Raw genomic sequence first — 15,473 nt, 5'->3', positions numbered from 1 at the left:
GGCACACCCGCGGCAGGCGGTGGGGAAGGGCGCACGGGAGCAGACCCGAACGCCGGGGCGCGCTCCGCCATCGGTGCGGACGCCCCGTTCGTTCCCACGGGGCCGCGTGTCGTGCGACGGCGAACGCTGCCACGGGGCACGGGGCACGGGGCACGGGGCACAGGGCACGCCGGGCGAGGCGGCGGGACGGCCGGGAGCCGCGTCCCGCGGCTTGAGGAACCAGGACGCCGCATCGCTCGGGGCGATCCCGTGGAAGCGGGCGGTGAGCAGCGCGATGCCGTCGTCCCGGTCGCCCGGGCCGGCTCCGGGATCCCGCACCGGCAACGGGAGAAGAGGAACCGCGTCATGGCCGCTCCGGACCCGCGTCCACGACCGCAGCCGGCTCTGCTCGCGGTGCTGCGTCTTCTTCCCTATGGGCCCCGGGCCACCGGCGGCAGTCTGCTGCAAAACACCGCTTGGAGGCTCACAGTGACAGCAGGACCGGCCCACGACAAGGCTCCGAACGACGTCGTCCCCGACACGGCATCCTTCGCGCAGCGCCGCCTGTGGTTCCTGGACCAGTTGGCCGGTTCTTCCACCGGATCCATGCTTCCGCTGGTCCTGCGGCTGCGGGGCCCGCTGGACGCGGACCGGCTGGAACGGTCGCTGTCCGGGATCGTGGCGCGGCACGAGGTGCTGCGCACCCGGTTCCGCGCCGTCGGCGGGGAACCGGTCCCGGTGGTCGACCCGCCCGCGGGAATCGAACTGGAGCGGGTCGAGGCGGACGGGCCGGAGGAACTGTTCGCGCGCCGGCTGGGACGCCCCGTCGACCTGTCGGCGCAGCACCCGGTGCGGGCCGTGCTCGCCCGCGTCGCGCCCGATGAGCACCTGCTGCTCGTCGAGGTGCACCACATCGCCGTGGACGGCTGGTCGTGGGGCGTCCTGCTGGACGAACTCGCCGCCGGCTACCGGGGCGAGCCGGTGGCCCCGCCCGCCCTGCGCCACGCCGACCTCGCCCGCGCCCAGTCCGAACGGCTGCGCGGTGAACGGCTGGAGCGGCTCCTCGGCCACTGGCGCGAACGGCTGCGCGGTCTCACCCCGCTCGACCTGCCCACCGACCGGCCGCGTCCGCGGGTCTGGGACGGCTCCGGCGACGTGGTCCGCTTCGACCTGCCGGCCGACCTGGTCACCGCGGTCGACGCCCTCGCCCGCTCCCGGCGCGTCACCCGGTACACCCTTCTGCTCACCGCCTACCAGGCGCTCCTCGGACACTGGGCGGGCCGCAGCGACGTCGCCGTGTGCAGCACGCTCGCCGACCGGGCGCGGCGCGGCGCCGACACGCTCATCGGCCCCCTCGTCAACACCGTGGTGCTCCGCGCCGACCTGGCCGGCAGGCCCGGCTTCGGCGCCCTGCTGGACCGGGCGCGCGGTCGCGTGCCGGTGGACCTCGCCCATGCCGAGGCCCCCTTCGACCTCGTCGTCGGCGCCCTCGGCGGCTCCCGGGACCTGTCCCGCCACCCCCTCGCCCAGGCCTCGTTCACCCTGCTCAACGCGCCGATCCAGCCGGTGCGCATGCCCGGCCTGGAGGTGACGCTGGTCGAGCCGCCGCTCACCGAGACCCCGCTGGACGTCTTCCTCGACCTGACCCTGCGGACCGACGGCAGCGTCGCCGCCGTCCTGCAGTACGCCACCGCGCTCTTCGACACCGCCACCATGCGGGCCTTCGCCGGCTCCTACACGGCCCTGCTCCGGGCCGTCCTGACCGACCCCGACACTCCCGTGCAGGACCTGCTGCGTGCCCTGCCCGACGGCCCCGCCGGCCGCGGCCGGCCCCGGCCCGACTGGCACCGGGCACCCGACCGACCGGCGGAGCCGGCGGAGCCGGTCGTCTTCCGCGGCGATCCCGACGCCACCGCGCTGCGCTGCGGCGAGGACAGCGTCAGCTACGCCGGACTCGACACCATGACCGGCTCACTGGCCGCCGCGCTGCGCGCCGCCGGGGTCACCGCGGGCGATCCCGTCGGCGTGCTCCTGCGCCGCGGCCCGTGGTCGGCCGCCGCCATCGAGGGCGTGTGGCGGGCGGGGGGCGCCTACGTGCCCCTCGACCCGGAACTGCCCGCCGAGCGGCTGCGGTACATGGCCGAGGAGGCCCGGCTGGCCTGCGTGGTCACCGAACCCGCCACCGCCGGCACCGCCGCACCGCTCGCACCGGTCACGGTGGACGTCACCGCGCTCCCCCCGGCCGCGGACGCCCCCCGCCACCGGCCGCACCCCCGTGAACTGGCCCACGTCATCTTCACCTCCGGCTCCACCGGCAGGCCCAAGGCGGTCGGCGTCGAGCACGGCGCCCTCGCCTCGCACGTCGCCGCCGCCCGGCAGCGCTTCGGGATCACCTCCGGGGACCGGGTGCTGGCCTTCGCCTCCTTCGCCTTCGACGCCTCGCTGGACCAGGTGCTGCCCGCCCTCACCTCCGGCGCCACCGTCGTCATGCGGCCCGACGAGCCCTGGCTGCCCACGCAGGTGCCCGAGATCGTCCAGCGGTACGGCCTGACCGTCGTCAACGTGCCGCCCACCTACTGGTCGGAGCTCACGCTCTCCCTCGACCGGCGGCTGGCCGCCGCCCTGGGCTCCCTGCGGCTGCTCGTCCTCGGCGGCGAGGCCGTCCCGGCCGACACCCTCGCCGTCTGGCGTGCCGCCGTCCCCGGAGTGCGGGTCTGCAACGCGTACGGGCCCACCGAGACCACGGTCACCGCCACCACCCACGACGTCGACGACCCGCCGGGGGACACCGTGCCCATCGGCCGGCCCCTGGGCGACCGCCGCGTGTACGTCGTCGACGCCGAGGGCGAGCCGGTCCCGGTCGGCGTCGCAGGCGAACTCCTCATCGGCGGCACGGAGCTGGCCCGCGGCTACCTCGGGCGCCCCGCGCTGACCGCCGAGCGCTTCGTGCCCGACCCGTACGGGCCGCCCGGCGGCCGCCTCTACCGCACCGGCGACCTCGTGCGCTGGACGCCCGGCGGTGAGCTGGAGTTCCTCGGCCGCCGCGACGACCAGGTCAAGATCCGCGGCTTCCGGATCGAACTCGGCGAAGTGGAGACGGTGCTGCGGGCCTGCCCGCTGGTCGCCGCTGCCGCCGTCCGCCCCGACCGGGCCACCGGACGCGGCCTCACCGGCTACGTGGTACCCGCCCCGGACGCGCCCGCCGCGCCCGGCCGGGCCGAACTGCGCGCCTGGTGCGCCCGCTACCTGCCGCACTACGCCCTGCCGTCCGAGTTCGTCGTCCTGGACGCCCTCCCGGTCGGCGTGTCCGGCAAGCTCGACCGCTCCGCCCTGCCCGACCCCGCGCACACCCGCGCCCCCGACGATCCCGCGTACACCGCGCCCCGCGACGAGACCGAGCGGATCGTCGCCGAGGTGTGGGCCGACGTCCTCGGCCTGGACCGGATCGGCATCGACGACGGCTTCTTCGACCTCGGCGGCCACTCCCTGCTCGCCACCATGGCGGTCTCCCGGATCGCCCAGCGACTCGGCCGCGAGATCGAACTGCGCACCGTCTTCGAGCACCCCACCGTCCGAGGTTTCGCCCCGCGGGTGGCGGCCGCCCGCGCCGGCGGCGCCGCCGAGGTCGTCCCCGTCGACCGCACCAGGCCGCTGCCGCTGTCCTTCGCGCAGGAACGCCTGTGGTTCCTGGACCGCACCTCCGACCACGGCGAGTCGTACCTGCTGTGGTACTGCTGGCGGGTACGCGGAGGCCTGGACCGCGCCGCGTGGCAGGCGGCCCTGGACGACCTGACCGAGCGGCACGAGGTACTGCGCACGGCCCTCGTCGAGATCGACGGCCGCCCCGTGCAGCAGGTCTGCGACCCGGCCGCGGTGCCCCTGCTCTGGGAGCGGGCACCGCAGGCCCCGGACGAGCAGGGCCGCCTGGAGGCCGTACGGAGCCTGGCCGCGTCGCACGCCACCCGCCGCTTCGACCTCGGCCGGCCGCCGCTGCTGCGGTCCGGCGTGTGGGAACTGGCCGACGACGACCACGTCGTCCTGCTCGCCTTCCACCACGCCGTCACCGACGGCTGGTCCAAGGGCGTGCTGCTGGACGAACTCGGCCGGCACTACGCGGCCCGCCGGGCGGGCGGGCCCGCCTCGCCTGCACCGCTGCCCGTGCAGTACGGCGACTACGCCGTGTGGCAGCGCGACCGCGCCGACAGCGGCGCCCTGGAACCGCAACTCGCCTACTGGGAGCGGGTCCTCGAGGACGCACCCGTGCTGGAACTGCCCACGGACCGGCCCAGACCCCCCGCCTTCACCGGCCGGGGCGGCGCGGTCGAGACCGTCCTGCCCCGCGCACTCGTCGACCGGGTCGACACCCTCGCCCGCGAGCGCGGCGTGACCCGCTTCATGGTGCTGCTGGCGGCCGCGCAGACGGTGCTGGCCCGCTGGACCGGACAGACCGACATCTGCGTGGGCACGCCCGTCGCCGGACGCGGACGGCTCGAACTGGAGCCGCTGGTCGGCTTCTTCGTCAACACCGTCGTCCTGCGCACCGACCTGTCCGGGCGGCCCTCCTTCGGCGCCCTCGTGGACCGGGTGCGCGATGCCGTCCTCGGCGCCTTCGACCACCAGGAAGTGCCGTTCGAGCAGGTCGTGGAGCGGCTGCGCCCGGAACGCGACCTGTCCCGCAACCCGCTGTTCCAGGCCATGGTCGACGTCCAGGAGTCCTCCGCGGCCGGCATCGGCCTGCCCGGCCTGCAGACGGCCGACTTCGCGCTGCCCTGGGGGTCGGCCAAGTTCGACCTGACCGCCACCTTCGTGATCCGGCCGGACCGTTTCGCGCTCAACGTCGAGTACGCCGCCGACCTGTTCGACCCGGACACCGCGACCCGGTTCGCCCACCACGTCGGCCGCGTCCTCGAGGCCCTGCTGGCCGACCCCGCCGCGCGCGCCGACGAGGCCGCCCTGCTCTCGGCGGACGAGCGGCGGCACCTCGTCGCGGGCGCCGGACGGGACGCGCGGCCCGCGCCGCCGTTCGAGGTGGCGGGCCCGCCGCACGCCCCGGCCGTCGTCTGCGGGGACACGACCCTCGACCACGCCCGCCTGGACGCCCTCACCGGCGGGCTGGCCGCGGCCCTGGTCCGGGCGGGCACGGTCCCGGGCGACGCCGTGGGCGTGTGCGTCGGCCGCGGCGTGTGGTCCGTGGCGGCGATGCTCGCCGTCTGGCGGGCGGGCGGCGTCTACGTCCCGCTCGACCCCCGGCTGCCCGAGGAGCGGCTGCGGTACATGTGCGAGGAGGCCGGGGTACGGCACCTGGTGTGCGACGCGCACACCCGGGACCGCGCCGCCGCCCTCGGGACCGCCGGCGTCGACGTCGGCGACGTCCTCCCCGACCCCGCCGGGCCCCGCCACACCCCCCGCCGCGACGACCTCGCCTACGTCATCTTCACCTCCGGCTCCACCGGCCGACCCAAGGCCGTCGGCGTCGAGCACCACGCCCTGGACGCCCATGTCGCCACCGCCCGCGAGACGTTCGGGCTGACCGCGCGGGACCGGGTGCTCACCTTCGCCTCCACTTCCTTCGACGCCTCGCTCGAGCAGATCCTGCCCGCGCTGAGCACCGGGGCGACGGTACTGGTGCGCCCCGACGGGATCTGGACACCGGAGGAACTGGCCGAGTACGTCGCCGCCGAGCGGGTGACGGTCATGGAGCTGACCCCCTCGTACTGGACGGAACTGGTGGCCCGCCTGGACACGCTGGCCCCCCTGCTGGCCTCCCTGCGGCTGCTGGTGACCGGGGGAGAGGCGCTGCCCGCCGACCCCCTGGCGCACTGGTTCGCCCACCTGCCCGGCGTGCCCGTGGCCAACACCTACGGCCCCACCGAGACGGTGATCTCCGCCACCGCGCACACCGTCGCCTCGGCCCCGGCCGGCCGGGTGCCCATCGGACGGCCCCTGGGCAGCCGCCGCGCCTACGTGATCGACCCGCTCGACGAACCCGTACCGGCCGGCGTGCCCGGCGAACTCGTCCTCGGCGGACCGGAGATGGCCCGCGGCTACCTCGGACGGCCCGCCCTCACCGCCGAGCGGTTCGTCCCCGACCCGTTCGGCACGCCCGGCGGCCGCATCTACCGCACCGGCGACGTCGTACGCCGACGGTCCGACGGGGAACTGGAGTTCCTCGGCCGCAACGACGACCAGGTCAAGATCCGCGGCTTCCGCGTCGAACCGGGAGAGGCCGAGGCGGTGCTGCGCGCGCACCCCGGGGTGCGCGGCGCGGCCGTCGTGGTGCGCACCCTCAACGGCGAGACGGCCCTCGTCGGCTACGCCGCGGGCGGCGGACTGTCCGAGGAGTCCCTGCGCACCCACTGCCGGGCCCGCCTGCCCCACTACCTGGTCCCGTCCGCGTTCGTCCTCCTGGACGCCCTGCCCCTGACCGTGCAGGGCAAGCTGGACACCGCCGCCCTGCCCGAGCCCGAGGCGTCCGCGCCGCACGCCGACGTCGCACCGCGTACCCCGGCCGAGACGGTCGTGGCGCAGATCTGGTGCGAGGTGCTCGACCTGCCGAAGGTCGGCGTCCACGACGACTTCTTCGCCCTGGGCGGCCACTCCCTGCGCGCGGTCGCGGTCGCCTCCCGCCTGCGGACCGCCTTCGACTGCCCGCTCCAGGTCCGCGACCTGTTCGAGAACCCCACCGTCGAGCGGCTCGCCGCCGAGGTGGAGCGGCGACTGCTGGAACTCATCTCGCAGATGAGCGACGACGAGATCGACCTGTCCCTCACGGCCGACCTCTGACACCCGGACCCCGGCCGTCCGCACCCGCCGCCCCGGCGGCCACCGCGGCCGTCGGGACGGCGGACCACCGCCCGACGACCGCACCCCCACTTCCTCTCCTCCAGAACCGAGATCGGAGCGCCCCCATGACCACACCTGATGTGCGTCCCGGCCCCGTCACCACCGGCGGCGCCCTCTCCACGGCCGCCCGGCGCCTGCTGGAACAGCGGCTGCGCGGCCGGGCCGCCGCCCGGGACACCGGCCCGGCCCGGGTCCGGCCGCGCCCGGAGCGGATCCCGCTGTCCGCGGCCCAGCAGCGCCTGTACTTCCTGGACCGGATCGACCCCGGCGCGCCGACCTACCTGCTCCCCGCCGCCTGGCGCCTGACCGGCCCGCTGGACGTGCCGGCCCTCACCGCGGCCGTCGCCGACCTGGCCGCCCGGCACGAGCAGCTGCGTGTGGTCTTCCCCGAGCACGAGGGCGTTCCCCACCAGCGGGTCCTGCCCGCGGGCGGCACGGTCCTGGACGTGACCGAGGTGAGCGGCGAGGACGCCGGGGACCGCGAACGCCGGCTGGCCGCCGCCGTGCACGCGGCCGCCCTGCGCCCCTTCGACCTCGCCCGCGAACCCGCCTTCCGCGCCACCCTCGTACGCGCCGCCGCCGAGGAGCACGTCCTCGTCCTGGGCATGCACCACATCGTCTCCGACGGCTGGTCCCTCGACCTCCTCGTCCGCGACCTGGCCGAGCTGTACCGCGCCAGAACGCGGGGCCGCGCTGCGGAGCTGCCCGAACTCCCGCTCGACTACACCGACTACGCGATCTGGCAGCGCGGGAGCGACCAGTCCGCCGCGCTGGAGCACTGGCGCACCCGCCTGGCCGGACTCACCCCGCTGGAGCTGCCGACCGACCACCCCCGGCCGGAGACCCCCTCCGGGCGGGGGGCCGTCCACCGCGTCACCCTGCCGCCCGCCCTCACCGGCGCGCTCGCCGCACTGGGCCACCGCGCCGGCACCACCTCCTACATGACCGTGCTGGCCGCCTTCCAGGCCGCGCTCGCCTTCCACACCGGGCAGCACGACATCGCCGTCGGCACCGTCGTGGCCAACCGGGAACGCGTCGAGACCGAGCAGCTCGTCGGCTTCTTCGTCAACACTCTCGTGCTGCGCGGCGACCTCTCCGACGCCCCGACCCCGGCCACCCTGCTCGCCCGCACCCGGGACCGGGTCCTGGAAGCCTTCCAGCACCAGTCCGTGCCGTTCGAGCGGGTCGTCGACGCGCTCAGCCCCGACCGCGACCTGGCCCGCAACCCGCTCGTGCAGGTGCTCTACACACAGTCCGGCGCCGCCGCGCCCGGCTTCGCCCTCGGCGGGGCGACCGGGACGCCGTACCCGATCGGCCTGACCACCGCCAAGTTCGACCTCACCCTGGACCTGCGCGACGGTCGGGACCGCACCGAGCTGGCCTTCGTCTACCGGCCCGACCTCTTCGAGGAGGCCACGGTCGCCGCCCTCGCCCGGCACACCGTCACCCTGCTCGAGGCCTTCTGCGCCACCCCCGACACCCCGCTCAGCGGCATCGACCCGCTCACCCCCGCCGAACGCGGCCACCTCCTCGGCGCCGACGGCCCCGCCAACACCGGGGCCGCCGTCGTCCCCGACCCGCGGACCGCGCCCGACCGGTTCGCCGAGCACGCGGCCCGCACCCCGCACGCCGTCGCCGTCAGCGGCTCCGGCCGCTCCCTGACCTACGCCCGGCTCGACGCCCGCGCCTCCGCGCTGGCGCGGCGGCTGCGTGCCGCCGGGGTGGCCCGCGGCTCGCTCGTCGGCGTCTGCCTCGACCGCACCCCCGACCTGGCGGCCGCCCTCCTCGGCATCTGGCGGGCCGGCGCCGCCTACCTCCCGCTCGACCCCTCCCACCCGCGGGCCCGGCGCGAGTTCACCGTCACCGACGCCGGCATCGACTGGATCGTCACCGACACCGCCACGCGCACCGCCGTCGACTCCCTGCCCGCCCGGCTCGTGCTGCTCGACTCCGACGGGGAGCACAGCCCCGACGGGGAGCACACCCCCGGCGAAGGCGGCGACATCCGGCCGGCCCCCGACGACCTCGCCTACGTCATCTACACCTCCGGCTCCACCGGCCGGCCCAAGGGCGTGGAGGTCACCCACGCCAACCTGGCCTGGCTGCTCGCCGCCGCCGACCGGCACTTCGACTTCGGCCCCGCCGACGTGTGGACGCTGATGCACTCGCCCGCCTTCGACTTCTCCGTGTGGGAACTGTGGGCGCCGCTCACCGGCGGCGGACGCGTCGTCGTGCTCGGCGCGGACGAGGTGCGCGACCCGGCGGCCGTGCACCGCGTGCTGCGCGAGGAGCGCGTCACCGTCCTCAACCAGACCCCCGCCGCCTTCAAGGGCCTGCGCGCCCACCTCGAGGACGCCGGGGCCGGCTTCGACGACCTGGCCCTGCGCACGGTGGTCTTCGGCGGCGACGCCTTCGACGTGCGCGACTACCGCGACTGGTTCACCACCCCCGGGCGCCGTCCCGCCCTGGTCAACATGTACGGCATCACCGAGACCTGCGTGCACGTCACGATCCACACCGTGACCGGGGACGACGTCCGCGGCACGGTCCGCTCGCCGATCGGACGGCCGCTGGCCGGACAGCACGGATACGTCCTCGACCCCTGGGGCCGGCTCGTCCCGCCCGGCGCCGTCGGCGAGCTGTACGTCTCCGGCGGCGGCGTCGCCCGCGGCTACCGCAACCGGCCCGAACTGACCGCCGAACGCTTCCTGGAGGACCCCTTCGGCGCCCCCGGCGCCCGCATGTACCGCACCGGCGACCTGGTGCGCGTGCTGCCCGACGGCCGGCTGGCCTACGTGGGCCGCGCCGACCACCAGGTGAAGATCCGCGGGTACCGGATCGAGCCCGGCGAGATCGAGACCGCGCTGCGCGCCCTGCCCGGTGTCCGGGACGTCGCCGTGGTGGCCCGCGCCGACGGTGGCACGGCCCGGCTGGTCGCGCACGTCGTCACGCCCGAGGCCCGCCCGCTCGACCCGCCCGCCCTGCGCGAGGGACTGCGGCTGAGCCTGCCCGACTACATGGTCCCGGCCCTGTTCGTCCGCCACGAGCGGCTGCCGCTGACCGCCAACGGCAAGGTGGACCGCGCCGCGCTGACCGCCGTGCACGCCGGAGCCGCCGGACACCGCACCCACGTGCCGCCCGAGGGTCCGCGCGAGCGGACCCTGGCCGGGGTGTGGAGCCAGGTCCTCGGCACCGAACACGTCGGCCGCACCGACAACTTCTTCGACCTCGGCGGCGACTCCATCCTCGCCCTGCGCCTGGTCGGCCTCGGCCGCCTCGCCGGGCTCGCCTTCAGCGTCGCCGACGTCTTCCGCGCCCGCACCCTGGCCGACCTGGCCGCGCTCGTCACCGACGCGGTCGACACCCCGGAGCCCGTCGCCCCGTTCTCCCAGCTGGACCCCGCCGACGCCGGCCGGCTGCCGGACCACCTCGCCGACGCCTACCCGCTCACCATGCTCCAGGCGGGCATGCTGCACGAGATGCTCGCCGACCCCCGGCGCGGCGCCTACCACAACGTCACCGACCTGAAGATCACCGTCCCGGAGGGCTTCGACCTCGACGCCTTCCAGGCCGCCGTGGACGCCGTGGTCGCCGGCCACCCCATCCTGCGCACCTCCGTCGACCTCGTCTCCTACCGCGAGCCCCTCCAGCTCGTCCACCGCACCGCCCACCTCCCCGTCGGCTACACCGACCTGCGCGGCCTGCCGCGCGAGGAGCAGCGGGCGCGGCTGCGCCGCTTCGTCGACGAGGAGTTCGACCGCCGCTTCGACCTGGCCGCCGCCCCCCTGGTCCGCATCCACCTGCACCACATCACCGACCACGACCTGCGGCTCGTCCTCACCGACTGCCACGTCGTCCTGGACGGCTGGAGCCTGACCTCCCTCGTCGCCGACCTGCTCGCCCTGCACCGGGAGGCCGTCGCCCACCGCACCGCCCCGCAGCCGCCGAACGCGCCGCCGTTCGCCGAGTACGTCGCCCTGGAACGCGCCGCGCTGCAGAGCGAGGAGTCACTGGCGTACTGGCGCGACCGGCTCGCCGAGCTGCGGCCGGTCACCTTCCGCCGCCGCACCGACGGCGCCGCCGAGGACCACCCGCCGGTCCACGAGGTCCGCCGCTCCTACGCCCACCTCGCCGAACGCATCGGCCGGCTCGCCAGGGAAGCCGGCGTGCCGCGCCGCACCGTGCTCATCGCCGCCTTCCACCACACCATGAGCCTGTTCGCCGGCCGCGGCGACGACGTCCTCGGCCACAGCATCGGCCTGGTCACCAACGGCCGTCCCGAACTGCCCGGCGCCGACCGGATGCGCGGACTGTTCCTCAACACCGTGCCGTTCGGGGTGACCCGCCCGCGCGGCACCTGGCTCGCCTACCTGCGGGACGTCTTCCGGGCCGAGCAGGGCATGCTGCCGCACCGCAGGGTCCCCCTGGTCCGCATCGCCGAACTCCGGCCCACCGAACCGCGCCTGACCGACGCCGTCTTCAACTACGTCAACTTCCACCGCCTCTCCCACGACTCCTGGGACGACTCCCTGGAGATCGCCCGCACCATGTTCCCGCTGCTGGTCAACGCCAGTGTCAACGCCTTCACCCTCGACGCCGACCCGCAGTACGTCGCCCCCGCCACCGCCGAGCAGCTGGCCGACGTGTACTGCGCCCAGCTGGAGGCCATGACCGCCGCCCCCGACGGCCGCGTCACCCGGCCCGCCCTCACCGGCGCCGCCCGCGCCACCGCCCTCGACGAGTGGGCCCGCGGCCCCGTCGTCCCGTCCTCCCCGCTGCTCCTGCACGAGCACATCGCCGGCCACGCCGCCCGCACCCCGGGCGCGACCGCCGTCGAGCACCTCGGGCAGCGGCTCACGTACGCCGAACTGAACGAGCAGGCCGAGCAGTTGGCGCGCCGGCTGCGGCGGCTCGGCGTGGGCCCCGAGACGGTGGTCGGCATCTGCGCCGAACGCGGCCCGGACCTGGTGCGCGCCGCCCTCGGCGTGCTGCGCTCCGGCGGCGCGTTCCTGCCGCTGGACCCGCAACACCCCACCGAGCGACTCGCGTTCATGGCGCAGGACAGCGGCATGCGCGTGCTGCTGACCCAGCTGCCCCTGGCCGGCACGGTGCCCTTCGACGGGCCGGTCGTCCACCTCGACGTCCCCGCGGAACACCAGGAGCCCGTGCCGGGCGGCCCGGAGGCCGACGCCGACACCCTCGCCTACATCATCTACACCTCGGGCTCCACCGGCGTCCCCAAGGGCGTCGCCATCCCGCACCGCGGCCTGTCCAACATGCTCGAGGGCCAGCGCGACCTGGTGGGCCCCACCCCCGAGGACCGCGTCCTGCAGTTCGCCTCCTTCGGCTTCGACGCCTCGATCCTGGAACTGACCTGGTCCCTCTCCAACGGCGGCTGCCTGGTCACCGCCCCCAGGGACGACCTGCGCCCCGGTCCCGACCTCGCGCGCACCCTGCGCGAGACGCGCGTCACCGCCGCCATGCTGCCCCCCAGCGCCCTCGCCGTCCTCGGCGAGGACGCCTTCCCCGACCTCAAGGTGCTCCAGGTCGCCGGCGAGGCCTGCCCGGCCGAACTCGCCGACCTGTGGTCGCGCGGCCGGCGCTTCCACAACATCTACGGCCTCACCGAGACGTCCGTGTGGTCCCTCGCCGCCGAGCTGAGCCCCGGGCAGGGCCGTCCGCCCATCGGCACCCCGATACGCAACACCCGCGTCCACGTCCTGGACGACGACCTCCAGCCGGTCCCGGCCGGCGTCCCCGGCGAGATCCACCTCGGCGGCGACGCCGTCGGCCGCGGCTACCTGGGCCGGCCCGCCCTGACCGCCGCCACCTACGTCCCCGACCCGTACGGGGCCCCCGGCGACCGCCTGTGCCGCACCGGCGACCTCGGCACGCACCGGCCGGACGGCTCCGTGGAGTGGCTGGGCCGCCGCGACTCCCAGGTCAAACTGCGCGGATTCCGCATCGAGCTCGGGGAGATCGAACACGCCCTCAGGCAACTCCCCGAGGTCCGGCAGGCGGTGGTCCTGCACCGCACCGACCTGCCCGGCGAACCGGCCCTCGTCGCCTACCTCGTCGTCTCCGGAGCACACCGGCCCGCCCCCGAGGAACTGCGCGGCGCCCTGCGGGCCTCCCTGCCCGGGTACATGGTGCCGGCACGGTTCGTCGTCCTCGACGAGATGCCCGTCAACCGCAGCGGCAAGATCGACAGACGGGCGCTGCCCCTGCCGCCGGCCGAACTCGACCGCACGGACACCGAGTACGTCGCCCCGTCCGGTGCCGCCGAGAAGATCCTCGCCGAGATCTGGCGGGAGGTCCTCGGCCTGTCCCGGATCGGCGTGCACGACGACTTCTTCCGCATCGGCGGCAGCTCCCTGTCCACCGTCCGCGTCTCCCTCATGGCCGCCGCGCGCGGCCTGCCGGTCTCCGTCGGCGACCTGATCGAGCACCCCACCCTCGCCCGGCTCGCCCGGCACGCCGTCCGGGCGGCGGGCGAGGGCCTGCCCGCCGTCGTCACCTCCGAGGTGCGGCTGCGCGAGGGCACCGGGGAGCCCTTGTGGTGCGTGCACCCCACCGGCGGCAGCGCCGCCTGGTTCGTCCCGCTCGCCCGCGCCCTGCCGCCCGGCCGCCCCGTGCACGCCTTCCAGGCGCGCGGCCTGCTCGGCGGCACCGATCCGAGCACCGTGACCGGCATCGCCGCCAACTACGTCGCCGAGATCACCGAGCGCGGCGGCACCGGCCCGCACGCCCTGCTGGGCTGGTCCATGGGCGCCAACATCGCCCTGGAGATGGCCACCCAGCTCCACCGGGCCGGACACACCGTCGCCCCGCTGGTCCTCATCGAGCCCTACCTGCCCAACACCGCCGCCCGGGCGCGGCTCCTGGGCGTCACCCGGGATCTGCGCGAGGCCCTGCGCATGCGCGACCGGCTGCGCGACCTGCCGCCCTCCCCGCGGCGCGACCGGGCCGCCGCCGAACTCACCGCCACCCTGCTCGGAGCCGGCATGAGCCCGTCCGAGGCCGCCCTCGTCGAGGGCGCCCCGATCGAGGTGTGGCACTCGCTGCTCGCCGCCCTCGCCGCGTACGAGGTCCGCCCCTACCCCGGACATGTGCACCTGGTGGTGGGCAGCGAGGCCGCGGGGCTGCCGCGCGGCCGCACCATGCCCGGCCTGGACGTCGACTACGACACCTACGTCGCCCGCTGGCGGGAGGTGGCCGGCGGCGGGCTCACGCTGCACATCAGCGACGGCGACCACATGTCGATGATGGCCGAGCCCAGGGTGCGCGGCATCGCCGGCCTGCTCACCGGCATCGAGGACCCCGGCACCGCGCAGGCCGCCGGGGCCGCCGGGCCCGGCGCCACCACCGGGCTCACCGGGACGGGAGAGAGCCGATGACCACCCACGCCCCCGTCCTCACCGAGCGCTACCTGCTCTCCCCGGACATGATCGCCGACCCCTACGGCCACCTCGACGCCCTGCGCGACCGCGCGCCCGTCCACTGGAGCCCCCTGCACCACGCCTGGCTCGTCACCGGGTACGACCAGGTGATGCGCTGCCTGCGCGACCCCGCGGTCTCCGCGGACCGGGTACGGCCCCTGATGGACGCCGTCCCGCAGGGCGCCCGCGAGGACGCCGAGCGGGCCTTCGGGATCCTCTCGCGCTGGATGGTCTTCAACGATCCGCCCCAGCACCGCAGGCTCCGCCAGGTCTTCCAGGAGGCGTTCGCCGCCCGCGCCGTGGCCCGCTACCGCGCCTTCACCGAGAAGGCGACCCGGGCCGTCCTCGCCCGCAAGGCGACGCCCGGCCGCACCGGCGACCTCCTGGCCGACGTCGCCAAACCGCTGCCCGCCCTGGTGTTCGCCCGCTGGCTCGGCATCCCGCCCACCGACGGGCCCTCCTTCTGGTACTGGAACACCCGCGTCGCCGACCTCGTCCTGGGCACCGCCCAGGAGGAGAGCGAGTACCGGGCCTCCCTCCAGGCGCTGGTGAGCCTCGACGACTACCTCGGCGCCCTCGTCGCCCGGCGCCGCGCCGAACCGGGCGACGACCTGATCAGCCAGGTGCTCCGGGAGGGCCGGGTCGGTGACTCGGTCACCGAGGAGGAGTTCGTCGGGATGCTCACCCAGATGGCGTTCGCCGGCGGGGAGACCACCAGCAACCTCATCGCCAACACCGTCCTGGCCCTGCACACCCGCCCCGACCAGCTGGCCGCCGTCCGGGCCGAACCCGAGCTGGCCCAGGGGGCGGTGGAGGAGACCCTGCGCCTGGACGGCCCGTCCAAGATGTCCATCCGCACCGCCGCCCGCGACCTCGACCTCGACGGCCACACCCTGCGGGCCGGGGACCGCATCTTCCTCGTCACCGCCGCCGCCAACCGAGACCCGGCCCGCTTCCCCGACCCCGGCCGGTTCGACCTCCGCCGCTCCGGCGCCACTCATCTCGGATTCGGCTTCGGCGCCCACTTCTGCATCGGCGCCGCCCTGGCCCGGCTGGTGGCCGTGGCCGCCGTCCGCACGCTGGTGTGCGACCACCCCGGCCTGACCCTCGCCGACCCCGGCCGGCCGGCCTGGCAGCCCTCCCTGCTCAACCGCGGCCTCACCGCCCTGCCCGTCCACTACTGACCGGATCCCGCATCCGACGAAAGGCACC

General features: G+C 75.8%; 3 protein-coding genes. All 3 read left to right on the top strand.

Features of this window, described 5'->3' with window-relative positions:
* The first annotated feature begins 468 nt into the window (after window positions 1-468).
* On the top strand, window positions 469-6,762 hold the full coding sequence (locus ACF07S_RS27080) for an amino acid adenylation domain-containing protein (RefSeq protein ID WP_391975350.1): 6,294 nt from the start codon (window positions 469-471) through the stop codon (window positions 6,760-6,762).
* 125 nt (window positions 6,763-6,887) lie between these two features.
* A complete protein-coding gene (locus ACF07S_RS27075; RefSeq protein ID WP_391975349.1) occupies window positions 6,888-14,219 on the top strand; it encodes an amino acid adenylation domain-containing protein in 7,332 nt (2,443 codons plus the stop codon).
* Complete coding sequence (locus tag ACF07S_RS27070; protein WP_391975348.1) at window positions 14,216-15,445, top strand: cytochrome P450; 1,230 nt, start codon at window positions 14,216-14,218, stop codon at window positions 15,443-15,445. The genes ACF07S_RS27075 and ACF07S_RS27070 overlap by 4 nt, the downstream gene beginning before the upstream one ends.
* Window positions 15,446-15,473: the final 28 nt, after the last annotated feature.

This window comes from Streptomyces sp. NPDC016640 (assembly GCF_043076215.1).
Classification (GTDB): Bacteria; Actinomycetota; Actinomycetes; order Streptomycetales; family Streptomycetaceae; genus Streptomyces.
The sequence above is the reverse complement of the archived record's forward strand: the minus strand, read 5'-3'. Positions and strand labels throughout refer to the sequence as shown.

Bases quoted from the DNA above. Each gene is read 5' to 3' on its own strand.
- ACF07S_RS27075 (WP_391975349.1), top strand. From the start codon at position 6,888: ATGACCACACCTGATGTGCGTCCCGGCCCCGTCACCACCGGCGGCGCC.
- ACF07S_RS27070 (WP_391975348.1), top strand. From the start codon at position 14,216: ATGACCACCCACGCCCCCGTCCTCACCGAGCGCTACCTGCTCTCCCCG.